Consider the following 21,931-nt stretch of genomic DNA (forward strand, 5'->3'; position numbering starts at 1 on the left):
AAACGAAAGACGAGGAGCGGACAGACTATGGCACGGACGTTGACAATCGGATTGGTTGGGCTTTTGACGGTATTGCTTTCGCCGGCTCTGGATGATCTTGGCATCCTCCTTCACCGATCACCCATCACCCATCACCCATCACTTCACCGGTCGCTGGCCGCGGAGCCGGCGGAGCGTCACCTGGCCAACGTCCGCCAGCTCACCTTCGGGAACAAGAACGCCGAGGCCTATTTTTCCTTCGGCGGAACCAAGCTCATCTTCCAGTCCACCAACGACTGGAGCCAGGAAGCCGGGGCGCCGTCGAAGGCCGACGGCGGAAAGGCCCTGGGCTGCTACCAGATGTACGTGATGGATCTGGAGAGCGGAACGATCCGGCAGGTGAGCACGGGTCTGGGCGCGACGACCTGCGGCTACTTCTTCCCCGGAGACAGGCGCGTGCTCTACTCCTCCACCCATCTGGTGAGCCCCGCCTGCCCCCCGAAGCCCAAGATCGAGGGCCGGTACCGCTGGGCGCTGGACGACTACGACATCTTTTCCGTCAAGGTGGACGGTCAGCAGATGCAGCGGCTGACGACCACGGCCGGCTACGACGCGGAGGCCACCATCTCGCCGGACGGAAAGACGATCGTCTTCACCTCGATCCGGGACGGCGACCTGGATCTCTACGCGATGAACCTGGACGGCACCCACGTACGCCGGCTCACCGACGAGCTGGGCTACGACGGCGGAGCCTTCTTCTCGCCGGACGGCAGACGGATCGTCTATCGGGCGTCCCATCCGCGCGGGCCGGCGGAGATCGAGCAGTACAAGGCGCTGCTCGCCCAGCGGCTCGTGGAGCCCGGCAACCTGGAAATCTTCGTCATGCAAGCGGACGGCACGGGGAAGCGGCAGGTGACGGCCAACGGGGCGTCCAACTTCGCCCCCTTCTTCCATCCGGACGGACGCCGGATCATCTTCTCGTCGAGCGTCCATCACCGTCCCTCGGACGGCCCGCCCTCCTTCCACCTCTATCTCATCAACGACGACGGGACGGGACTGGAGCAGGTGACGGTCGAGGGCGGGTTCAACAGCTTTCCCATGTTCTCCCCGGACGGGAAGAAGCTGGTCTGGATCTCCGACCGTCACGCGAAGACCCGCGGCGAGTTCAACATCTTCATCGCGGACTGGATTCCATAAAAGGCGTGACAAGTGATGAGTGACAGGTGAAGGGTGAAAACCGATCTCATGCCGTTCCCACGCTTTACCGATCACCCATCACCGATCACCCATCACCCGTCATCCATCATTCGCCTCGTGCCGCTCGCCCTCTGCTGCCTCGCCCTGGCCGGCGCGTTCTGGGGGCTCCTCCAGCTCGACCTGCCCCTGATCCGGTTCATGAGGTCGGTCCACCTGGCCTGGCTGGAACAGGCAGGAGACTGGGCCGGGTGGCTCGGTAGCGGGGCCGTCTTGGCGGGGCTCAGCGCGCTCATGCTGGCCGCGGGGTTCCTGCTCAAGCGGTCTGCGGTCGCGCAGGCCGGCCTCCAGGGGTTGATCGCCCACGGCATCGCGGCTTTGCTGGTGCAAGGGGTGAAGCATTCGATCGGGAGGCCCAGGCCGCGCATGACCCACGCGGGCGAATTCCAGATCAGCCCCTCCTGGGAGAGCGGATTCGACTCGTTCCCCTCCGGCCATGCGGCGGCCGCGTTCGCGGTGGCCTCGGTGATAGCCCGGCGCCTGCCCGCTACGGCCTGGCTGGCCTACGGGCTGGCCGCCGGGGTGGCGGTGAGCCGGGTGGTCCGCGGCTCGCACTTCCCCTCCGATGTCCTCGCCGGGACCCTGCTCGGCTGCCTCGTCGGCTACGTGGTCGCGCGCCCGTTGCGGGACTGGCGCCGTTCCTTGGACGAGGCCCTGCTCGCCGCCACCCCCTACGTGGTCGGCGCCTTCGCCCTGGTCTGGACTGTCACGCGGGCCTCGCCGGATGAAGCGACGAACCAGGGCCTGGTCGCGGGAGGGCTGCTCGCAATCGCTATTGGAATGGGAAGCCGGCTCTACGAGGCCTGTCGGCCCGGAAGACGGTTCCTCTCGCTGCCCGAGGCCAACATCGCAATCGGCATCGGGCTGGCGCTGACCACGGCCTCGCTGCTGGCGACGGCCCTGGCCGTGCTGGCGGGCCTGGCCCGTTGGCTCGTGCGGGACCGGATGCGGACCGACCCTGCGTCATCGGGAACGGCCAGAAGCGTCTCCCGCTCGCTCCCGTTCGAGGGGGCGCTCCTTCTCCTCCTTCTTTTGGCCGTCCTCTCCATCCAGGGCGTGAAGGGCCTGCTTCCGCTCCTCTGAATCGGACCGCAGGGCCGCGTGGTTGACAGGGCCTTGGTTCCGGTGTATACAAAGCGACGACAGGACAGCGACGGGTGATGGAGTTCACCCCAACTGCCGAGGCCCGTGCGGGCGATCGGCTGATGACTCCTACTGGCGTGGCGCCGGTAGGAGTTTTTTTTATTTTGGAGCAGACGAAGGAAGACGCGACCAATCATCCAGCGAAGGGGGTCCCATGAAAGGGAGGGCGGAGTCGGTTGGTCTAGTTGCCTTGGTCATGTGGAGCTGTTCGGCGGTGCCGCTTGGCGGATTGCCCTATCCGGTTGGCACCGGGATCGCGTTCGCGGGATCGGATGCGTTTTCCGTCGAACCGCTTCCCAAGGACCCGAAGGAGTTCCGCAGGCAGGTGGACCAGATCGTCGGCAAAGCGGATAGCCTGATCGGGAAGTTGAAAGCCAACCCCAAGGCGGCCGCGGCGGTTCTGGATCTGGTTCAGACCAGGGACAACATTCTGCGGGAGGTCGTCAAAGTCGAGGGGACTCCCGACGGTTCGAAGTGGACGTTCAACGAGATGCGCGACAGCGTGGGAGCCATGCTCAAGCTGTTGAAGGACCAGTACGACAAGGCGTCAAGCCTGGGCGGCTAGCCGCGTCGCGTTGGAATCGGTCGCACCACGACTCTGATCGGGTGATGGGGTTCACCTGAACCGCCGGGGCCGGGAACGGGCCGCCGGCTGATGACTCCTACCAGCGTGTCGCGCGGTAGGAGTTTTTTTGTTCTGAAGGAGGGGGCCCATGACCGGAGGGGACCTGATCGCGCACCTTGCAAAGCTCAGCCAAGTGCTGGAGGCGATGGGCCCGAGCTTCTCCGGAATCGCAGGCAGGGCCGAGGAACTCCGCGTGCGTCTGGATGAGGCGCGCTTGAGACTGGCCGTACTTGGGCAGTTCAAGCGGGGCAAGAGCAGCCTGCTCAACGCCTTGCTCGGAGAGCCGATCCTTCCGACGGGCGTGCTCCCGCTCACCGCGCTCCCGACGTTCCTGCGGCGCGGATCGGAACGGCTGGTTCGGGTCACGCTGGCTCACGGCTGGTGTAAGCGCGTGACCGGCTCCGTGGAGACGCTGTCCCAGGTCCTGGCGCACTATGCAACTGAGCAGGGGAATCCAGGCAACCGGCTTGGGGTCGCGCAGGTCGAAGTCGAGCATCCAGGTTCACTCCTCGCAGACGGGGTCGAGATCGTTGACACGCCCGGGATCGGCTCCACGGTGCTCCAGAACACGAGGACGGCAAAAGCCGTCCTGCCGGCGTGCGACGCGGCGATCTTCGTCCTGTCGCCCGATCCGCCCATTACGGAGGTGGAAGTCGAGTTTCTCAGATCGGTCAAAGAGGCGGCGGCCAAGACCGTGTTTGTGGTCAACAAGGCGGACCGGCTCTCTCCAGCCGATCGGCAGGAACTCGTGACATTCCTGCGCAGGGTCCTGCACGAGCAGGCCGGGTTCTCGCAAGAGGAGGTGCTGTTCTTCATCTCCGCTCAAATGGCGTTGCAAGGCCAGGCGACCCGTGACGAGGCCATCCGACGGCAGAGCGGAATCGGCGAGCTGAGCACCTATCTGAAAGAGTTCCTGTTGACCGGCAAACGCACGGTGTTGGAAGAGGCGACCAGGCGCAAGGGGGCGCGGTTGATCCGGGAGGCCCTGTTTGCCTTCGATCTGAGGCAAAAGGCGGCGGAGCTCCCGCGCCGCGAGCTGGAACGGCGATCGGAGCGGTTCGACGCGCACCTGACCAGGATGACCCTGGAACGGACGTACCTCCGCGACCGGGTCGCCGGGGATCGCCGGCGGGTACTGGAGCAGGTGGACAGGCGGGCCGAGGAACTGGCGAGGCGGCTGCGCGAGGGCCTGACGTCTTACGTCGAGCGGACACGCGAACGGGCCGGTCGGGGTCTGGGGCCGAAGCGACTGCACCGGCTGATCAAGACCGCGCTGGCCGAGGAGGTGGAGCGGGTGTTCAAGGGGGCGGAAGGGGAACTGACGGCTGAGGCGCAGGCCATGGTCCGATCCATCGAGGAGGCTCACTGCCGCGAGATCGAGGGGCTGCTCCATCGCGTCCGACAGACCGCGGCGGACCTGTTCGAAGTGCCCTGTCTGGAAGGGGTCGTGCTGGATCGCTTGGAGGCTCACAGGGAGGCTCGAATCGCCACGCAGCGGTGGGTGACCTCGTTCGGCGAGGAGGCCTCCTCGTGGCTGGTCGGGTTCTTGCCTCAGTCGCTTCAGGCCGCGCGGCTCGACAGGCGGTTGCGGGAGGAGCTGGACTATCTCGTCGCGCGCAACATCGAGGATCTGCGCTGGGCCTTGGTGCAGAACGCTCAGGACGCGTTCCGCCTGTTTCAGGAACGGATCGTGACGCAGTTGGACTCCGCGGTCGAGACGATCCGAACGGCGATCCGGACGGTGTTGACCCGTCAGGCCGATCGGGAGGCGGAGCAGGCAACGGACCTGGAAAGGCTGGCGAGAGACCGTCAAAGCTTGGAGCGGTTGCTTTCGACCCTTATGCCGGGACATCGGGCCGATGCCGACGGAAACCCGCTATGAGTGATTGAGAGGTCCTTCGCATGCTGACCGACGGCCAACGATCGTTCCTGGGGGTCGTGATCACGATGATCGAAGAGAAGATGAAGGCCGTCGAGTGGCGGATGGCCCATCCGGAGGAGCAGGGGCTGACGTTCGAAATCCGGAACGACCTGACCCCGGACATGGCCGGCGCGCTGCACACGAGGGTGGAAGCCGTCTACGCGTTGGTCCGCGTGGTCCGCGATCGCCTGATGCTGCCGAGGGAGGTCCGCTATGCGACCAGGGACATCCTGAAAGGGCTCCCGCAGCTCTGGGTTGCCCTGCAAGAGAGCGACAGCAAGAGCCTCGGGCGGTACGGGTCCGTTGATCCGGCCCTCGGTCCCGTGCTCGATCCCAGGATCGGAACGCTCGCCTGCCTGCTCTCGGAGCTTCAGGATATCGTGTTGCCGGGCGATCAGGAGCGGTCGTCGTCTGGCGAGGTCCCAAAGCGTGGCTGATTCACGGCCGGAGACGACCGGGGCGGAGCGGCTCATCGGGCGGGACCGGATCGTGGCGCTTCTGGTCAGGCTGCTGAGTCACGGCAAATCCGCGCTGTTGGTCGGCCCCGAAGGCATCGGCAAGACGGCGGTCCTGCAAACGGTCACAGCTCGTATCCAGCGCGAACCGGGGATGCCCAGGCCGGTCTATTGCGAGCGGGTCGGGGCCTTGAAGGAGCTGCTGGCCGGGATCGCCGAAGCCATTGCGCAGGAAGCTCCCGGTTTCCGCGCTAAGAGGCCCGGAGCCCTTCGACTCTGGACCAGGGGGAAGCTGAGGCGGCTGGTCGTTCCGCATCTTCTCACCGGACGGTATGCGCTGTTCCTGGATCACGTCGTGCCGGTGCACGGTCCGGTCGAGCGGTTTCTGGAGAGTATGGTGGACATGGGACGGGTCCCCATCATTGCGGCAGCGCGATCGCTCGATCCCGGCGCGACCGGCAGGCTCTGGTGGGTGGGCTGGCACTTTGAACGGGTCGAGATCGCGCCGCTGACGCCGCTCCAGTCGAGGCGGCTGATCGAACAGACGCTCGACGCGACGGGGCTCGCCTTGCCCGATCGCGAGGCCTTCGTTCGGGAGTTGGCTCGGCGAGCCGAGGGGAATCCCCGGCTGATCACCCGCCTCTGCCGGATGGCCGGCTCGCCGAAGTATCGGGTCGGCGGGGGAACCAGCCTGGATCTTCTGCTTCTGGATAACAGAATCCATGCTCTGCACGCATCCATCGAGATGGCACGAGTCGAAGAGAGAAGCCCGAGATGGAATTGACCTGGCAAGTGGCGGCGCTCTGGGTCGGAATGGCGCTGCTCGCGACCCTGATCTCGGTCCGGGTCGGGATGTCGGTCGCGCTGGCGGAGATTTGCGTCGGGATCGCCGGGGGGAACCTGATCGGGCTGCACCCGACGCCGTGGATCGACTTTCTCGCCGCGGTCGGCAGCGTGCTCCTGACCTTTCTGGCCGGCGCCGAGATAGACCTGGCGGTGCTCCGGAGCAAATGGAGGGAAACGGTCGGAATCGGCGCGGCCTCGTTTCTCGCCCCGTTCCTGGGCGCCATGGCCTATGCCTACTGGGTCGCCGGCTGGTCGCTGCCGGCGGCGCAGATCGCCGGCATCGCCCTCTCCACGACCTCGGTCGCCGTCGTCTACGCGGTCATGGTGGAGCGGGGGTACAACGACACCGACCTGGGACGGGTGATCCTGGCCGCCTGCTTCATCACGGATTTGGGAACGGTGCTGGCGCTCGGCCTGATCTTCGCCCGCTACGACTGGTGGCTGGTGGCGTTCGCGCTCGTCACGGCCGCGACCCTGTGGAAGCTGCCGGCGGTTGCGGCCTGGTTTTTCGACCTGGTCGGGTCCCGCATCAGCGAGCCGGAGACGAAGTTCATCCTCGTGGTGCTCTTCGCCCTCGGCGCGCTGGCGACGGCGGCGCAGAGCGAAGCGGTGCTCCCGGCCTACCTGGTCGGCATGGTGCTGGCGCCGCTGTTCCTGGCGAACCGGACCCTGGCTCAACGTATGCGGGTGATCGCGTTCGCGGTCCTCACCCCGTTCTATTTCCTCAAGGCGGGCGCGCTGGTGAGTCTCAAGGCGGCCTTGGCCGGGGCCGCCCTGATCGGGGTGCTGCTGGCCGTGAAGATGGCCACCAAGTTCATCGGGGTCTGGCCGCTCGCGTACGGGTTCCGGTTCGGCCGGCGCGAGGCCGGCTATACGACCCTGCTCATGTCCACGGGGTTGACCTTCGGCACGATCTCGGCGCTCTATGGGGTCAGCCACAGCCTGATCACGCAGGAGCAGTACGCGGTCCTGGTCGCGGTCGTGATTCTGAGCGCGATCGTCCCGACGCTGATCGCCGAACGGTGGTTCGATCCCGGCGGCGCCCCGGCGGAGGAGCAACTCGCCAGGCGGGCGACGGATCGCGCGCCGGTCAGGAGCGCCGAGGAGCGGGTCGGCGCCGATTGACGGGAAGGAGGGCCTGCGCATGTTCCGTAAGATCCTGGTTGCGAACGACGGCTCGGAGGGGGCGAAGAAGGCGGTCCACGCGGCCGCCGACTTGGCCAGGCACTACGAAGCGGATCTGCACTCCATTTCGGTCGAAGAGCATCTCCCGCACTATGCGGCCACGGTGGGGGAGGTGGTGGAGGCGAAGCAGGAGTCGGCCGACTATTTCCGCCGGGTCGGCATCGAAGCCGCGCTGATCGCGGAGGCGCACGGCGTGAAGCTCCATCCCCATGTCGTGCCCGGCCACGAGGTGGAGGCGATCGTGACCTTCGCCAAGGACCACGGGTTCGACCTGCTGGTCATCGGCTTCATGGGCCACTCCAAGATCTTCGGCCGGATCTGGGGCAGCACGTCCCAGAATCTGGCGCGGCTCTCGCCCTGCACCGTCATGGTCGTGAAGTGACGAACGATCGCGCCGACCTGCTCAGGATGACCGCCCGCCGGCTGCGGCTGTTCCTGAGGCTCGAATGGAAGATTCTCGCCATCATCTTCGCGTACGCGGTCGCGATCGGGCTGTTCTCGCTGATCGTGCCGCTCACCGTGCAGGAACTGGTCAGCACGTTCTCCTTCGCGGTGCAGCCGGTCATGATCGTCACGCTGGCCTCGGTCATGCTCGCCATGCTGCTCGTGATCGCCGCCTTCCGCGTGCTCCAGGCCCGCGCGGTGGAGATCCTGATCCAGCGGCTCTACGCCAGGATTTCCCTCTCGTTCACCGAAGCCATGTTCCGCCTGGACGAAGAGCATTTCCTGCCGCACCACGCGAACTATTTTCTGGAGGCGGAGCTGATGCCCAGGGCGTTGCTGGCCCTGCTGGCCGATCTGCTCAACGTGACGGTCGTCGGCAGCATCGGGATGACGATGCTGGTGCTGTATCACCCCTATTTCGTCCTGTACAACGCGGTGCTCCTGACGGGGTTCGCGGTGCTGCTGACCCTGCTCGGGCGCGGCGGATTGCTGATCACCCTCGACGTGTCCCACTGCCATTATCGCCTGTTCAACTGGCTGCAGAACATCGCCCACAATCTGCCCCACCTGAAGGCCGCCGCCAGCGGCCCGCTGCTGATGGGCAAGACGGACGAGCTCGCGCGGGCCTACGTGATGACGAGAAAAACCCGGTCCGACATCCTGACCGGACGGCAATATAAAGGCGCCGCCATCTGGCAGGCCTTCGGCCACAGCGGGCTCGTGGCGATGGCGGGCTGGCTGGTCGCGGCGGGCGAGTTGACCGTGGGGCAGTTTGCCGCGGCCGAAGTGGTCGTCGGCAACCTGTTGATCAACATGGACATCCTCGCGCGCCGGATGTACGCGCTCTACTACGTGTTCGCCTCGTTCGAGGAGATGGCCGGCCTCCTGTCGCTCCCCAAGAAGCTGGAAACGGGCCGGTGGACGGCCTCGAAGGACGAGCTGGAACAGCAGGGGGTCCGGATCGCCGGCAAGGACCTCGCGTTCGGCGAGCCCGGCGGCCCGCCGCTGTTTTCGGGGGTCAACCTGGACGTGATGCCCGGAGAGAAAGTCGCGATCCTGACCGGCACGAGCACGAGCAAGACGGCGCTGGCCCAGGTGCTGGCCGGCCTGTACGTGCCGACCGCGGGCGTCGTCCGGTACAACGACGTGGACCTCCGCCTGTGGAGCAGGGAGTCGCTCAACGCCTGCCGGGGGCTGGTGCTGGACTCGCATCCGTCGCTGCTGGACGGGACGCTCGAAGAGAACGTCTCGCTCGGACGCCCGGAGGTCTCCTATCACGACGTCCGGTGGGCGCTGCGGTTCGCGGAGCTGGACGAGGAGGTGGACGCGCTCCCGATGGGGCTTCGGACGCCGGTGACGGGACACGGGAGGACGTTCACGGTCAGCCAGATTCTGCGTCTGCTCGTCGCGCGGGCGATCGTCATCCGCCCGCAGGTGCTGATCTTCGACGGCACCCTGCACAGCATGCTCCCGGCGAAGCAGGAGACGATCCTCCGGCGGCTGTGCGCGAAGGAAGAGCCCTGGTCCGTGATCTTCGTCTCGAACGATCCCGTCCTGCTCCCCATGGTGGACCGGCGCATCCTGCTCGACTAGCCCGCATGATTCCTGGCGGGAGCATGCGCCGGGGGCGAGCCGATCAGGGGCCGAGCGGACCGTGGGGCCCGAGCTTGGGCACGGGTGGGGTCGCCGGCAGACCCTTGACCATCGGCTCGTTGGCCAGGAGGCTGTAGCCGAACCGTTCCAGGATCACGGGAAAGCCGGCCGCCTCCGCCGGCAGGTTCGGCTTCATGCGGGAGGGGAGCAGGATCATCGTCCGGCCCGGTTGGGCGAGGTGCCGGCGCAACTGGTCCTCCTGGCCGGCGGGAACGAAGACGATCCTCCGTTTGGCGTAGAAGGTCAGCGAGGGGCGGGTGACGCCGTAGGCGATCAGCCGGTCGCCGGACTCGAGGTTCAGCCCCGCCGCATAGGCCAGCTCCTGGGGCGGGGCGATGAAATACCGGTTCACGCGCGGCAGGGTGACCAGCAGGGTCATGAGCAGGACCAGGGCCAGGGTGGCGCCCGCCATCCAGAAAGCGGCGGGTCGCCGCTGCTCCGACAGGCCGTAGTAGGCCACGCCGGCCGATCCGAGCAGGAAGATGAAGCCCGCCGCCGGCGGCCCCATCCCCGGATCAACCTGGGGAGCGATCGGGAATTCCTTGGCGACCTGCTCGATGAACGAGGAGTAGAGGGCCGGCGCCGCCGCCAGGACGAACCCCAGCAGATAGCCCAGGCCGGTCATCAGGTGAATGGAGGCCCGGACGCCGCGCGTGGCCGGATCGGTCAGGCAGCGGTTCCAGTAGGAGGCGCACAGGATCGCGGCGGCCGGGAAGAGCGGGCCAAGGTAATGGGGCAGCCGCGTCGCGGACAGGCTGAAGAACAGGAACCCGGCCGCCAGCCAGAGGGCGGCGAAGAGCTCCAGCTCCTGCGGAGCTGGCGGGCTAGAGGCAAGGGGCGAGGGGCGAGGGGAAATCTTACTTTCCCCCTCGCGCCTCGCGCCTCTAGCCTCGCGCCAGCTTTTGAACGCGTCGTACAGGGCGAACGGCAGCAGCCCACTCCACGGAAAGAAACCGAGCAAGAGCACGGGAACATAGAAGAAGACCGTGCCCCCGTGCCCCTCCATGGCGCCCAGGAACCGGCTGACCGTGTCGGCCTGGGCCGACGCGGTGTAGCGGGCGCCGTGGATGGCCAGCATGGCGAGGTACCAGGGGAGGGCCAGGCTCAGGAACAGCAGCGTGCCCGCCAGCGGAAAGCCGCGGCGCCCGAATTCCTTCCACCGGCGCACGAGCGTCAGGTAGGGGACGACGGCCAGCAGAGGGACGGCCAGGCCGATCGGCCCCTTCGTGAGCGTGCCGAGCCCCATCCCCGCGTAGAAGAGCCAGAGAAAATGGCGCTGCGCCCCTTCCCCGTGCAGGCCCAGCCAGAAGCCGAACAGCGACAGAGTCGTCCAGAGGATCAACACGCCGTCCGTCAGCGCCATGTGCCCGATCGCCAGGATCTCCACGTTCAGCAGCAGCATCAGCCCGCCCATGAGCCCGAAGACCGGGCCGCGCACCCGGGTCAGAAATCCGTACTGGAGCAGGACGAGCGCGATCCCGCTCAGGGCGGAGGGCAGGCGGGCCGTGAACTCGCTCACGCCCAGGAGCTTGTAGGAGGCCCCCATCAGCCAGTAGACGAAGGCCGGTTTCGCGAAGCGGGGTTCGTAGTTGAAGGTCGGGCTGATCCAGTCCCCGGTCTCGACCATCTCCCGGGCGGCTTCGGCGTTCCGCCCTTCGTCCCGGTCGGTCAGGCCGAGCGAGCCGAGGCCGAGGAAGAACAGGAGGCAGGCCAGTAGCAGAAGAAGAACGGGTGATGGGTGATGGGTGATGGGTGACGAGACCGTCTCCGTGGCGCCTGCACCTGTCACGCGTCACCCTTCACGCGTCACGCCGTCGTTGCCGCGGCGGATCAGCATGAGGTTGCGGAGATACACGACGGCGCCGACGCTCTGGCCGGCGATGAAGACCGGATCCCTCCGGTAGATGGCGTAGGCCAGGGTGATGAGCCCGCCGATCAGGCTCATGTACCAGAAGGCCAGCGGCACCCGGCTCTCCGCGCTCCGCTCCGAGGCGATCCACTGGACGACCCAGCGCATGAAAAACAGGCCCTGGCCGAAGAAGCCGACGCCGAGCCAGATGGCTTCAATGGTGGTCATAAAAATAGGCGAGAGGCGAGGGGCTAGAGGCGAGAGGAGTTTCGCCTCGCTTGGATGAGCCGGCCAATCCTTTTGCCCAGGGTCTCATATTCTTTTTCAAGCGTCTCATACATTGCCTTGCTGAGGCGCCCCGATTCATGCGTGATTTGGAGCTGCGTGCGCAACTCGGCGACTGAGCCTTTCGCAATGCAGAAATATCGAATCGATTCTTTGTCGGTGCTGCGTTCGTCCCCTTCGGCAATGTTACTGGCTACGCTTACCGCGCTGCGCCGTATCTGGTCTCTAAGGCCGAAGTCCAGATCCTTGAAATCTTCATCGGATGCTCGATAAATCAGCACAGCGAGGTCCTTTGCCTTCTGCCAGACGGCCAAATCTTTGAACCCCTTCTTACCCATCTTGCCGGAAGGCCTTGTCCCTCTAGCCCCGCACCTCCCGCCCCGTGCCTTCCCCTTTGAGGCGTCCCTCGCCCCTTGCCTCTTGCCCCTCGCCTGGAGCGAAGCGATAACGTAAAATTCGGCCCTGCATCCACCGCACCGCGACGAGGTCGTAGAGGCTCTTGAAGAGCCGGTTCCCGATCCCGTACTTGGAGCGGCCGTGCGCGCGGGGGAAGTGGTGCACGGGCACCTCGGCGACCGTGAACCCGTGCATCTGCGCCAGGGCGGGAAAGAAACGATGCATGCCCTCGAACAGGGGGAGCCGCTCGATCACGGCCCGCCGGAAGACCTTCAGGGAGCAGCCCGTGTCGTGCACCCGGTCCCCCGTCACGAGGCCGCGGACGAGGTACGCCACACGGGACGAGAGCCTCCGCACCCAACTGTCGTGACGGTGCTTCCGCCAGCCGCAGACCAGGTCGTACTGGGCGGCCAGGGGGAGCAGGCTGGGAATGTCCGCCGGATCGAACTGCAGGTCGCCGTCCATCGTGACGATCAACCCGCCGGCGGCGTGCCGGAACCCGGCGTCGAAGGCCGAGGTCTGGCCGTAGTTGCGGTCGAAGTGCAGGACGTTGACCTCCCGGTGCTGCCGGGCGAGCGCGTCGAGGAGCGGTCCGCTGCCGTCGGTGCTGCCGTCGTCCACGTACAGGATTTCGAACGGCGCGCGGCTGGACTCTTCGCGCGAGCCGAGCACCTTGAGAAGCCCTTCGGTCAGGGGGGGCAGATTGTCCCGCTCGTCCTTGATGGGGATGACGACGGACACCCACGGGCGGGTCGGTGCGGTCATGATGAGCGGCATTCTACAGGAGAGTCTGGAGAGGGGTCAAACGAGTCACGAGTAAAACAGGCTCGTGGCGAGAGGCCCGGGGCGAGGGGACGGATCGAAAACCTCTAGCCTCGCGCCCCGTGCCCCTAGCCTGAGTGACGCGTCACTTGTCACGCGTCACGGGGGCGGACTGAGCCACGGAAAACCGCATGGTGCCCATGAGGCTCAACTGGTTCACCTGGAATCCCACGTGGATCTCCACCTTGTATCGGCCCGGTTTCCAGCCGCCGGACGGGGCCTGGAGCCTGATGTAGCCGGTGTCGTCCTCCAGGGTCAGGTGCATGGCGTCCTGGGCGATCACCTTGGCCGGGTCCAGGTCGGGCACCGCCTCGGGGTAGCAGAGACCGGAGACCTGGAACGACTGGTAGTGGGGATAGACGCTGAACACGACGTAGACCGCCGGATCGTCCGACCGGAAGACGTCGCCTGGGTTGACCGGCACGATCTCGAAGCTCCGATGAAAGCCCATCTCCTCTTCGAAGCCCTTCGCCATCTGGATCGTGCGGAACAGCCCTTCGGGCGGGGCGTTGTAGTCGTAGGGCTTGTCTCTCGGCTGGCTTTGGAACTGCTCGATTGGCACGTCCCGGGTGAGCGGGGGATCGTCGGCCTGCCCCGGCGCGGCGGCGGCCAGGCAGGCGAGCTGACAAGCAAAGAGGACGGGCCGGACAATGCGTGGGTTCATGCGCAGTTTATTTACAGATACACAGGCGGACCCTGGGCTGTCAATCGGCGCCCGTCGCCGACCACCCGTCACTCGTCACGGTCTCACGGGCGGTTGCGGGGACTTCCGAGGGTTTGCTAGAATCGCGCCCCCACGGGCAGGAGGCCGATGGCGACGCACAGCAAAAAAAATCCCGACGCCCTGCCCCAGCTCATCGGCGAATTCAAGCCGGTGGACGAGTGGCAGGCGCACGTCGGCCAGATCTTCTACGGCCTGCTGGGCGGGCGCGTCCGCGACTACTACCAGACGTTCGGCACGGCCGATTACCGGCTCGCGCACGCGCTGGCCGCCGACTATTTCGAAAGGGTCGTGAAGCGTGATGCGTTACACGTGACGCGTGAGGAGAGCCGTCACCCTTCACCTGTCACGCGTCACGCGCCACCCCTCACGGTCATGGAATGGGGCTGCGGGAACGGCAACCTGGCCGCCTGTTTCCTCACGCACCTCAAGACCCTGGACAAGGAAGGGACAGTCTATCCCCGGATCCGGTACGTCCTGGTGGACAGCCAGCCGGCCATCATGGAAGCGGCCCGGACCCATCCGGATCTGGCGCCCCATCTGGAGCGCGTCGAGACCCTCTGCGCCGGCGCGGACAACCTCGCTTCCGTCCGGAGCGGGACGGTGGATCGCATCTTCTGCAACGAGCTGTGGAACGAGCTGCCCACCAAGCTGATGCTCCGAAAGGGCACGGAGATCGAAGAGGAGCACCTCCGGCCCAACCTGAGCGAAGCCAAGCACGCGGCCATCGCCGACTGGTCCGGCTTCATCCGGGCCTTCGAAGAGAAGGACGTCCAGGCGCTGCGCGCGTTCCCCCCCTTCCTCGAGGACATCATCTGGGAGCGGGAATATCACAAGACGGAATGGAAGTCGGTCCCCTACCGGAAGACGATCACGGAATTCCTCAAGAAGATTGACGAGCAGGTCCTGGTGCCGGTGAACCTGGGCGCCTTCGGGACCGTCAAGGAGGCCGTGCGTCTCCTGGCTCCCGATGCCGCGGGGTTCAGCAGCTTCGACGCGGGCACCCGGGACCTGAAGGTGCTGAACGATCCGGAGAAGCCCTGTTACGGGCTCTTCGGGGGGCAATACAGCTTCATGGTGAACTTTGCGCTCGTGGAGGCCGTGGCCGGGCACCTGGGGCTGGCCGACGTGACGATCGAAGCCCAGAACGAGTTCGTCGGGCGGAGCCTGGGCACCAACGTGCTGACCCTGATGGATCTGCTGGCGACCTATCCCTCGGCGGGGACCCTCAAGCCCTGGGAGCGGGACCGGCTCGTCGTGAAGACGATCCGGGTGCTGAACGAGCACTACCGGAGCCCCTACGAGCGGAAGATCGAGTTCCCGCTCGCCCAGGAGACGCCCCGGGAGGAGCGGGAGCTCCTGGAAGGCTTGCTGCAGTCGTTGAAGCGGGACGGGGTGCCGGACACGGTTGCCTATCTCAGCGAGGAAGAGCTCCTGGCGGCCATGCCGGGCCTGGAAGGCCTGGGGTACGAGCCGGACCTGGTCAAGGCCGCCCTCCGATTTCCCCAGCAGCCCGTGGACTATTACCACTTCTCTTTCGCCCCTGTTAAGATGAAGAACACATAGGAAAAGGGCGTGGAGGGGGAGGGGGCCGAGGCTCCAGGCGGTTGGCCCGCCGGCGGCTATTTTGGCGGAGTCCTCAAATTTTCTTGACATGTTTCGCGATTTTTTTGTACCCTCACACCGCCGACGGGGTGACAGGTTTCTCCGCGAGCCGGGTAACTTGCGGTAGGGACGAAAAAATCCTTCGTGACGACCAGAGGGTGGCATGTTCGGCTCGTTCGGATGGATGGAGCTCCTGCTGATTTTGATCATCGTGCTCATTATCTTCGGCGCGGGCAAGATCCCGCAGCTCGGGGAGGGATTGGGCAAGGCGATCAAGGGGTTCAAGAAGGCCGTCCACGAGCCGGAGCCGGTGGACGTGACGGCGGCGCCCGCCCCGCAGGAGCAGGCGGCCCAACCGGCCCCGCCGCAGCAGTTGGCCGAGTCGGCGCCCGGGCAGCCGGCCCAGCCGGCGCCGGCGAACGCGCAGCAGAAGCAAGGCTAGGGGCGCGGGGCCCGAGGCGAGCGGTACGAGAGAAGGATTTGGGAGGTGGCGTTGGAGTGGGGGGAGAGAGGCTCGGGAGGACGCGGGTTCGGTGTGGGCGTCTCCTCTAGCCCCTCGCCTCGAGCCCCTCGCCTGAAAAAAGATGTTTGGTCTTGGAGCCGGCGAGGTTCTGGTCATCCTGATTATCGCGTTTCTCCTGTTCGGGCCGAGGCAGCTCCCGGAGGTCGGACGGCAGGTCGGCAAGGCGGTCAAGGGGCTCAAAGAAACGGCGGATGACCTGCGGAAGTCCGTGGAGCCGGAGATCAACTTGATCCAGCAGGAGGTCAAGATGGTCGAGCAGGACTTCCAGGCCTCGGTCAAGGAAGCGGAAGAGGAAATTGACAAGGTCTCCAAACCCGACCAGGGAGTCGAGCAGCGGACGGCAAATAGCTAGGCGGGACCGAAAAACCTCATGCCGGCTACGCTTGAAGAGAGGGTCGCCTATCTCGAGGGGAAAGTTGAAGAGCACTCACGGGGGTATGCTGACATCCGGGAAGGCTTGCAGAGCCTGGAACAACGGTTGACCTTCCTGGATCAGAAGGTGGACCGCTCTCGTGAAGAATTGGCCGCGCGGATTGACGCATCGGACCATCGCCTGAGTGGCCGCATTGACTCCTTGGACCAGAAGGTTTCGACTCAGTTCAGATGGCTGGTCGGGATTCAGTTCATGGTGTTACTTGCTGTCATCGGGGCGTTGCTTGGAAAATGAGTAAACTGACGAAAAAGAAAGGGGGTGACGGACGCGCAATAGGCTATGGGCTAGAGGCACGAGGCCATAGGCAAGCCAATGGGCAAGGTCGAGCGACCTCTTGTCGCGAGCCCATCGCCTCAAGCCTGACGATTCGGGGAGCCTGCGGCACAACAGGCTTCCGATGTACCCCCTCCCCCGGACCCTCCCCCTCGAAGGGGGAAGGGGAAGGTGGGGGTGGACTTGACAGAGCCGCTTCATAGTGTGAGAGCGGGTCATTCCCGAAGCATTCGACATGCACGGAGGGAGCATACGGCGGCGGGCAAGCGGCCCCGGCCGGACGCCCAACTCACAGGAGGAACGCTATGAGCAGCATCAGGAAGTGGAAAGGGTGGGTCTTCCACCCGATCGCGCTGGCCGCGGCCCTCGTGGTCGCCGGGTTCCAGCTTCTCGCCTCGCCGGTCCTGGCCGGGTACCAGCTACCCCCCGGCGAACGCATTACCAATCTTCCCCATATCCCGCGGTCCATGCCGCAGAAGGAGTCCTACGAGATCTACGACCCGGTCATCGGCCGGAACTTCGACGTCAAGAACCTGTGGCTGCGCGCGGACCTGCGCGTGAGGCCGGAGTTCCGGAACGGCGTCTGCTTCGGCGGCGGCGCGCCGGCCGGCGGGGCCTGTAACACCGCTTCGGTGCAGCGGGCCAACTCGGGCAAGGGCGCCAACGACTTCTACGTCCAACAGTGGGTGCGCCTAGGCATCGGGTACGACCTCTCGCCGGACGTGAACTTCTACTTCGAGATCATTGACTCCGCGACGTGGGGTGCCAACGGCAACCCCAACAACGCGGGGAACGGCGGGGACCCGCTGAACCACAACTGCGGCGTGTCCGCTACCGGCGGCCAGTCCAACTGCCGGCTGGGCGTCCGGGCCGCCTACGTGTTGATCCGGAACCTGGGCGACATCCAGGGCCTGAGCATGAAGGCCGGACGGCAGTACGTGATCTTCGGCAACCACTCCCTGTTCGGCCACTTCGACTGGGCGAACACCGGCTATTCGCACGACGGGATCATGTTCCAGTATTCCACCAAGAACTTCGACTCCTACTTGGGGTGGTTCCGGAACGCGGAGACGGACATCTACCAGGGTGCGCCGGTCGGGAGCTTGGCGGCGAACGTGAACTGTACGACGGGCGGCGCGGTCGGTAGCGGCACGGCGGCGGGGACCGCTTGCGGCGCCGCTGCGCGGGCCGGCACGACGGACGGCTCGGCCGACGCGGACATGTTCATCTTCTACAACCAGATCAAGTCCGTGCCGGGCATGCTGATCGAGCCCTACTACGTCCTGTACATGAACAACATGAACACGTTCAACAACAACGCCCAGGGCGTCGGCACTCCCAAGCACGCCAACCAGATCCGGTCCATGATCGGGAACCGCTTGGAAATCCGGAAGGGCAACTGGGACTTCATCAACGAGACGGCCTGGCAGACCGGCAGCATGTCGTCCGGCTCGGTGGCCGCCAACCCGCAAGCGCGGGACCTGACCATCAACGCCTGGGCGACCAGGAACTGGTTGGGCTACACCTTCTACGAGTCCAAGTGGAAGCCCCGGATCGCGGTCGGCTTCGACTATGCCTCGGGCGACGGGAACGCCAACTGCGCGGGGGCCGGCGGGACTTCGCCCACGGCGGGCCGGCAGTGTAAGACCGCGAACACGTTCGAGAACTTCTTCCCGACGAACCACATCCACATGGGCTACATGGACATCATCGCCTGGAGGAACATGTGGAGCCCGCAGTTCAACTATCAGATGCGGCCGACGGAGCGGGACCACTTCGAGTTCTGGTACTCGCACCTGCGGCTGGCCAGCGCGCGGGACAACTGGTACCGGGGCGCGCAGGGCATCTACGTCTGGTCGGCGAACAACAACGACGCCACGCACATCGGCGACGAGACGGACTTCACCTGGACGCGCATGTTTGCGGACGGCAAGGTCGCCTTCCAGGCCACGTACGGCCACCTGTTCACCGGCTCGTACATCGCCAAGAACCTGGGCACCCACTCCGATCAGAGCTGGGGCTTCGTGCAGCTCTGGATGAACTTCTAAATCGGTGATCGGTGACAAGTGATGTGTGATGGGCAAGAGGGCAGGCGCGCATTCCGACGCCGGAACCGATCACCCATCACCCATCACCCATCACGAAGAAGGAGACGAACCATGAAAAAAATGATGTTTCTGGCTGTGGCGGCCGCGGCGGTGGCGCTGAGCCAGCCGCCCCAGGCGAGCGCGCAGGTCAGCGAAGCCCTGTCGCTGACCGCTCAGGCGGTGAAGGAGTTGACCGACTTCCCCGCCGTGGGGAAGCGCTATACGGTGGATCTGACCAAGCTGGGCGGCGCGGACGTGCGGCAGATAGACAAGGCCGCCGGCCTGTACCAGGACGCGCTGGCCAAGGCGAAGGGCGCGAGCGCGGACAAGAACGCGATCCATCAACTGGAGATGGCCACGGCCTATGCCAAGGCGAGGCTGCACAAGGAAGCCCGCTTGTCTGGGCAGGGGGCGCTTTTCTACCTCTGCAAGCAGAACAACGGCGAGCCGAAGGAAACCTGCGAGAAGGTGCCGAAGTACGGGAGCTACACGGCGCCATAAAACGGGCGAGAGGCGCGGGGCGAGGGGCGAGAGGGAAGAAGTCCTCAGCCCCTAGCCTCTAGCCGCTTGCCTCAAGCCTGAAGAGAAAATCCCCGCCGAGGACGGGAAGCCGTTCTCGGCGGGGATTCTTTTGGCCTTCATCCCGCCTGCCGGTTCTTCAGGATTCACCCTGCAACTCGGTGGGAGACGAACGAGAAGGAATTGCCATGCTCTTGGAGTGTCTTGCGTATCTTGAAGATTTGTTCTTGCTCTTCACAGGGTTCGACGCCGAGAACGGCCGGATCGGAAACCTGCTCCGCGGCCTAGCCCTGACGTTCGTGTCGGTCCTGCCCTTCGTCGGCCTGTTGGTCGCCTCGCCGGCCCGGGCCGGGTACGAGCTGCCGCCGGGCGAGCGGATCACGAACCTGCCGCACATCCCCCGGTCCATGCCCCAGAAGGAGGCCTACGAGGTCTACGATCCGGTCATCGGCCGGAATTTCGACGTCAAGAAGCTCTGGATCCGCGCGGACCTCCGGGTCCGGCCCGAGTGGCGGAACGGGGTCTGCTTCGGCGGCGGAGCCCCGGCCGGCGGGGTCTGCAACAGCTTCAACACGACCACCGGCACGGCCAACCGGGCCAACCAGGGGAAGGGCGCGAGCGACTTCTACGTCCAACAGTGGACGAGGCTGGGCCTCGGCTATGACCTGTCCCCGGACGTGAACTTCTACTTCGAGATGATTGACTCGGCCGTCTGGGGCGGCAACGGCAACCCGAACAACGCGGGGAACGGCGGGGACCCGTTGAACCACAACTGCGGCGTGTCCGCTGCCGGGGGCCAGTCCAACTGCCGGCTGGGCGTCCGGGCCGGCTACGTGCTCATCCGCAACCTGGGCGACATCCAGGGCCTCAGCATGAAGGCGGGCCGGCAGTATGTCGTGTTCGGCAACCACTCCCTCTTCGGCCACTTCGACTGGGCCAACACCGGCTACTCGCACGACGGGATCATGTTCCAGTATTCGACCAAGAAGATGGACACCTACCTGGGGTGGTTCCGGAGCTCGGAGACGGACCTCTATCAGGGCGCGCCGGTCGGGAGCCTGGCGGCGAACGTGAACTGTACGACCGGCGGCGCGGCCGGCAGCGCCACGGCGGCGGGCACCCCTTGCGGGGCCGCTGCGCGGAACGGCACGCCGGACGGGGGCGGCGACGCCAACTGGTTCATCCTGTACAACCAGATCAAGGCCGTGCCGGGCTTCCTGTTCGAGCCCTACTACGTCCTGTACCTGAACGACCTGCCCGCCTCGGCCAACGCGGGGAACGGGATCGGGACGCCCAAGCACGCGGCCCAGACCCGGCACATGTTCGGCAACCGGACCGAGATGCGGAAGGGCAACTGGGACTTCATCAACGAGACGGCCTGGCAAACCGGCCGGATGGCCTCCGGGATCGGCGGGAGCAACGACCGGAACCTGACGATCAACGCCTGGGCGACCAGGAACTGGCTGGGCTATACGTTCTACGAGCACAAGTGGAAGCCGCGCGTGGCCGTCGGGTTCGACTACGCCTCCGGCGACGGGAACGCCAACTGCGCGAACGGCACCACCGCCTCGGCCGGCTATCGGTGCAAGACGGCCAACACGTTCGAGAACTTCTTCCCGACGAACTACATCCACGCGGGCTACATGCTGAACCACGCCTGGCGGAACTCGATCCAGCCGCAGGTGAACATCCAGGCTCGCCCCAGCGAGCGGGACCACATCGAGTTCTGGGGGCAGGCGCACTTCCTGGCCAACGCGCGGGACAACTGGTACCGCGGCGCGCAGGGACCCCTGGTCTACTCCCGGTCCGACAACACCACCAGCCACGTCGGGAACGAGACGGACTTCGCCTGGACGCGCATGTTCGCGGACGGGAAGGTCTCCTTCACCGTCACCTACGGGCACTTCTTCGCGGGGCAGTACGTGAAGAACAACCTGGGGACCTACGCGGACCAGGACTGGGGCATCATGCAGCTCTGGATGAACTTCTAAGAAGAGGTGACGGGTGACGAGTGATGAGTAGTAGAGGTGCGGGGCGCGAAGCAAGAGGCATGGGGGCTGGAGAGACGAAGTCCTCGCTTCTTGCTCAGCGCCTCCAGCCCTCGCCCCTAGCCTGTTCCGAAGACCGCCCCCTCGCCTTCTCCCAACCGTTGTGCTAGGCTGACAGCGTGGAAACCTTGCTCATCCTAGCCATTATGGCTCTCCTATTCGTGCTGGGCATGTGGTGGTATTGCAGTCACCAGCAGCGGTAACATTCTCCCTCTAGCCTTTTGCCTCAAGCCGCACTCGTTTACGGCCGTAGGCCGCCTGCCTTGCAGAACTCCTGCCGGAGCTCCTCGTAGGTCTGCGTCACCGGGAACTGCGGAAACTCCTTGCTGATCGCGCTCGGCGGGCGGAAGAAGATCCCCGCGTCGGCCTCGGCCAGCATGGAGGTGTCGTTGTAGGAGTCGCCGGCCGCGACGACCCGGAACCGCAGCCCCTTCAGCGCGGCGACCGACTGCCGCTTCTGGTCCGGCAGGCGCAGGTGGTAGTTCACGATCCGTCCCTCCCGATCCACTTCCAGACGGTTGCAGAAGATCGTCGGGTAGCCGAGCTGCCTCATGAGGGGCAGGGCGAACTCGTAGAACGTGTCCGAGAGGATGATGACCTGGCAGCGCTCCCGCAGCCAGTGCAGAAACTCCGCCGCCCCCTCCAGCGGTCCCATCGTGGCAATGACCGCCTGGATGTCGGCCAGCTTGAGTTGGTGCCGGTTCAGGATGCCCAGCCGGCGCTTCATCAATGCGTCGTAGTCGGGAATGTCCCTGGTGGTCAGGCGCAGGTCGCCGATCCCGGTCTTCTCGGCGACGTTGATCCAGATTTCCGGGACCAGGACCCCTTCCAGATCGAGACAGGCCAACACCGGTCGGTTCATTCT

Annotated in this window: 22 protein-coding genes and 2 riboswitches; of the genes, 16 read left to right on the forward strand and 6 right to left on the reverse strand. The window is 65.6% G+C overall.

Annotation, left to right across the window (positions count from 1 at the left end):
- Positions 1-27 precede the first annotated feature (27 nt).
- The 9 genes from AB1411_09125 (at position 28) to AB1411_09165 (ending at position 9,445) form a co-directional block, all read left to right on the forward strand.
- The gene (locus AB1411_09125; GenBank protein MEW6543761.1) at positions 28-1,176 is read left to right on the forward strand and encodes a hypothetical protein; all 1,149 of its coding nucleotides are present in this window, start codon (positions 28-30) and stop codon (positions 1,174-1,176) included.
- A gap of 48 nt (positions 1,177-1,224) precedes the next feature.
- Positions 1,225-2,316, forward strand: a complete 1,092-nt coding sequence (locus tag AB1411_09130; GenBank protein MEW6543762.1) for a phosphatase PAP2 family protein — start codon at positions 1,225-1,227, stop codon at positions 2,314-2,316.
- Positions 2,317-2,380: 64 nt separating this feature from the next.
- Positions 2,381-2,455: riboswitch (Fluoride riboswitch) on the forward strand.
- A gap of 150 nt (positions 2,456-2,605) precedes the next feature.
- Positions 2,606-2,941, forward strand: coding sequence for a hypothetical protein (locus tag AB1411_09135; GenBank protein MEW6543763.1), 336 nt, complete (start codon positions 2,606-2,608; stop codon positions 2,939-2,941).
- Between the two features lie 31 nt (positions 2,942-2,972).
- Positions 2,973-3,048: riboswitch (Fluoride riboswitch) on the forward strand.
- Between the two features lie 41 nt (positions 3,049-3,089).
- Positions 3,090-4,883 carry a dynamin family protein gene (locus tag AB1411_09140; protein ID MEW6543764.1) on the forward strand — a complete coding sequence of 598 codons (1,794 nt, stop codon included), beginning with the start codon at positions 3,090-3,092 and terminating at the stop codon, positions 4,881-4,883.
- 20 nt (positions 4,884-4,903) lie between these two features.
- On the forward strand, positions 4,904-5,359 hold the full coding sequence (locus AB1411_09145) for a hypothetical protein (protein MEW6543765.1): 456 nt from the start codon (positions 4,904-4,906) through the stop codon (positions 5,357-5,359).
- Positions 5,352-6,161: a hypothetical protein gene (locus AB1411_09150; GenBank protein MEW6543766.1), complete on the forward strand. Its 810-nt coding sequence runs from the start codon at positions 5,352-5,354 to the stop codon at positions 6,159-6,161. Before AB1411_09145 ends, AB1411_09150 begins: the two co-directional genes overlap by 8 nt.
- Positions 6,152-7,348: a cation:proton antiporter gene (locus AB1411_09155; GenBank protein ID MEW6543767.1), complete on the forward strand. Its 1,197-nt coding sequence runs from the start codon at positions 6,152-6,154 to the stop codon at positions 7,346-7,348. The genes AB1411_09150 and AB1411_09155 overlap by 10 nt, the downstream gene beginning before the upstream one ends.
- Before the next feature lie 19 nt (positions 7,349-7,367).
- Positions 7,368-7,790, forward strand: a complete 423-nt coding sequence (locus tag AB1411_09160) for a universal stress protein (protein MEW6543768.1) — start codon at positions 7,368-7,370, stop codon at positions 7,788-7,790.
- Positions 7,787-9,445 carry an ABC transporter ATP-binding protein gene (locus tag AB1411_09165; GenBank protein ID MEW6543769.1) on the forward strand — a complete coding sequence of 553 codons (1,659 nt, stop codon included), beginning with the start codon at positions 7,787-7,789 and terminating at the stop codon, positions 9,443-9,445. The genes AB1411_09160 and AB1411_09165 overlap by 4 nt, the downstream gene beginning before the upstream one ends.
- A 43-nt stretch (positions 9,446-9,488) precedes the next feature.
- On the opposite strand, the gene AB1411_09170 is transcribed toward AB1411_09165, so the two are convergent.
- The 5 genes from AB1411_09170 to AB1411_09190 form a co-directional block, all read right to left on the reverse strand.
- Positions 9,489-11,294, reverse strand: coding sequence for a glycosyltransferase family 39 protein (locus AB1411_09170; protein ID MEW6543770.1), 1,806 nt, complete (start codon positions 11,292-11,294; stop codon positions 9,489-9,491).
- A 3-nt stretch (positions 11,295-11,297) separates the two neighbouring features.
- Complete coding sequence (locus AB1411_09175; protein ID MEW6543771.1) at positions 11,298-11,582, reverse strand: lipid-A-disaccharide synthase N-terminal domain-containing protein; 285 nt, start codon at positions 11,580-11,582, stop codon at positions 11,298-11,300.
- Positions 11,583-11,605: 23 nt separating this feature from the next.
- Positions 11,606-11,977, reverse strand: a complete 372-nt coding sequence (locus AB1411_09180) for a four helix bundle protein (GenBank protein ID MEW6543772.1) — start codon at positions 11,975-11,977, stop codon at positions 11,606-11,608.
- A gap of 22 nt (positions 11,978-11,999) precedes the next feature.
- Positions 12,000-12,800, reverse strand: coding sequence for a glycosyltransferase family 2 protein (locus tag AB1411_09185; protein ID MEW6543773.1), 801 nt, complete (start codon positions 12,798-12,800; stop codon positions 12,000-12,002).
- 142 nt (positions 12,801-12,942) lie between these two features.
- Positions 12,943-13,521, reverse strand: coding sequence for a hypothetical protein (locus tag AB1411_09190; protein ID MEW6543774.1), 579 nt, complete (start codon positions 13,519-13,521; stop codon positions 12,943-12,945).
- Between the two features lie 147 nt (positions 13,522-13,668).
- On the opposite strand from AB1411_09190, the gene AB1411_09195 reads away from it, so the two are divergent.
- The 7 genes from AB1411_09195 (at position 13,669) to AB1411_09225 (ending at position 21,009) form a co-directional block, all read left to right on the forward strand.
- Positions 13,669-15,144, forward strand: coding sequence for a class I SAM-dependent methyltransferase (locus AB1411_09195; GenBank protein ID MEW6543775.1), 1,476 nt, complete (start codon positions 13,669-13,671; stop codon positions 15,142-15,144).
- Between the two features lie 202 nt (positions 15,145-15,346).
- A complete protein-coding gene (gene tatA / locus AB1411_09200; protein MEW6543776.1) occupies positions 15,347-15,625 on the forward strand; it encodes a twin-arginine translocase TatA/TatE family subunit in 279 nt (92 codons plus the stop codon).
- A gap of 142 nt (positions 15,626-15,767) precedes the next feature.
- Positions 15,768-16,058 (forward strand): twin-arginine translocase TatA/TatE family subunit, encoded by a 291-nt coding sequence (tatA, locus tag AB1411_09205; GenBank protein ID MEW6543777.1) that lies wholly within the window; start codon positions 15,768-15,770, stop codon positions 16,056-16,058.
- Between the two features lie 18 nt (positions 16,059-16,076).
- Positions 16,077-16,373 carry a hypothetical protein gene (locus AB1411_09210; GenBank protein MEW6543778.1) on the forward strand — a complete coding sequence of 99 codons (297 nt, stop codon included), beginning with the start codon at positions 16,077-16,079 and terminating at the stop codon, positions 16,371-16,373.
- Positions 16,374-16,717: 344 nt separating this feature from the next.
- Complete coding sequence (locus AB1411_09215) at positions 16,718-18,460, forward strand: alginate export family protein (GenBank protein MEW6543779.1); 1,743 nt, start codon at positions 16,718-16,720, stop codon at positions 18,458-18,460.
- Between the two features lie 111 nt (positions 18,461-18,571).
- The gene (locus AB1411_09220; GenBank protein ID MEW6543780.1) at positions 18,572-19,000 is read left to right on the forward strand and encodes a helix-hairpin-helix domain-containing protein; all 429 of its coding nucleotides are present in this window, start codon (positions 18,572-18,574) and stop codon (positions 18,998-19,000) included.
- A 206-nt stretch (positions 19,001-19,206) separates the two neighbouring features.
- Positions 19,207-21,009 (forward strand): alginate export family protein, encoded by a 1,803-nt coding sequence (locus AB1411_09225; protein MEW6543781.1) that lies wholly within the window; start codon positions 19,207-19,209, stop codon positions 21,007-21,009.
- A 298-nt stretch (positions 21,010-21,307) separates the two neighbouring features.
- On the opposite strand, the gene thrH is transcribed toward AB1411_09225, so the two are convergent.
- Positions 21,308-21,928 carry a bifunctional phosphoserine phosphatase/homoserine phosphotransferase ThrH gene (thrH, locus tag AB1411_09230; GenBank protein MEW6543782.1) on the reverse strand — a complete coding sequence of 207 codons (621 nt, stop codon included), beginning with the start codon at positions 21,926-21,928 and terminating at the stop codon, positions 21,308-21,310.
- Between the last annotated feature and the right edge of the window lie 3 nt (positions 21,929-21,931).

Source organism: Nitrospirota bacterium, from assembly GCA_040757595.1.
Taxonomy (GTDB): Bacteria; Nitrospirota; Nitrospiria; order Nitrospirales; family Nitrospiraceae; genus JBFLWP01.

What these genes read in the sequence shown, in the direction of transcription:
- AB1411_09125 (MEW6543761.1), top strand. Translation starts at nt 28, where the DNA reads ATGGCACGGACGTTGACAATCGGATTGGTTGGGCTTTTGACGGTATTG.
- AB1411_09130 (MEW6543762.1), top strand. Translation starts at nt 1,225, where the DNA reads ATGCCGTTCCCACGCTTTACCGATCACCCATCACCGATCACCCATCAC.
- AB1411_09140 (MEW6543764.1), top strand. Translation starts at nt 3,090, where the DNA reads ATGACCGGAGGGGACCTGATCGCGCACCTTGCAAAGCTCAGCCAAGTG.
- AB1411_09145 (MEW6543765.1), top strand. Translation starts at nt 4,904, where the DNA reads ATGCTGACCGACGGCCAACGATCGTTCCTGGGGGTCGTGATCACGATG.
- AB1411_09155 (MEW6543767.1), top strand. Translation starts at nt 6,152, where the DNA reads ATGGAATTGACCTGGCAAGTGGCGGCGCTCTGGGTCGGAATGGCGCTG.
- AB1411_09160 (MEW6543768.1), top strand. Translation starts at nt 7,368, where the DNA reads ATGTTCCGTAAGATCCTGGTTGCGAACGACGGCTCGGAGGGGGCGAAG.
- AB1411_09175 (MEW6543771.1), bottom strand. Translation starts at nt 11,582, where the DNA reads ATGACCACCATTGAAGCCATCTGGCTCGGCGTCGGCTTCTTCGGCCAG.
- AB1411_09180 (MEW6543772.1), bottom strand. Translation starts at nt 11,977, where the DNA reads ATGGGTAAGAAGGGGTTCAAAGATTTGGCCGTCTGGCAGAAGGCAAAG.
- AB1411_09185 (MEW6543773.1), bottom strand. Translation starts at nt 12,800, where the DNA reads ATGACCGCACCGACCCGCCCGTGGGTGTCCGTCGTCATCCCCATCAAG.
- AB1411_09190 (MEW6543774.1), bottom strand. Translation starts at nt 13,521, where the DNA reads ATGAACCCACGCATTGTCCGGCCCGTCCTCTTTGCTTGTCAGCTCGCC.
- AB1411_09195 (MEW6543775.1), top strand. Translation starts at nt 13,669, where the DNA reads ATGGCGACGCACAGCAAAAAAAATCCCGACGCCCTGCCCCAGCTCATC.
- tatA (MEW6543776.1), top strand. Translation starts at nt 15,347, where the DNA reads ATGTTCGGCTCGTTCGGATGGATGGAGCTCCTGCTGATTTTGATCATC.
- tatA (MEW6543777.1), top strand. Translation starts at nt 15,768, where the DNA reads ATGTTTGGTCTTGGAGCCGGCGAGGTTCTGGTCATCCTGATTATCGCG.
- AB1411_09210 (MEW6543778.1), top strand. Translation starts at nt 16,077, where the DNA reads ATGCCGGCTACGCTTGAAGAGAGGGTCGCCTATCTCGAGGGGAAAGTT.
- AB1411_09215 (MEW6543779.1), top strand. Translation starts at nt 16,718, where the DNA reads ATGAGCAGCATCAGGAAGTGGAAAGGGTGGGTCTTCCACCCGATCGCG.
- AB1411_09220 (MEW6543780.1), top strand. Translation starts at nt 18,572, where the DNA reads ATGAAAAAAATGATGTTTCTGGCTGTGGCGGCCGCGGCGGTGGCGCTG.
- AB1411_09225 (MEW6543781.1), top strand. Translation starts at nt 19,207, where the DNA reads ATGCTCTTGGAGTGTCTTGCGTATCTTGAAGATTTGTTCTTGCTCTTC.
- thrH (MEW6543782.1), bottom strand. Translation starts at nt 21,928, where the DNA reads ATGAACCGACCGGTGTTGGCCTGTCTCGATCTGGAAGGGGTCCTGGTC.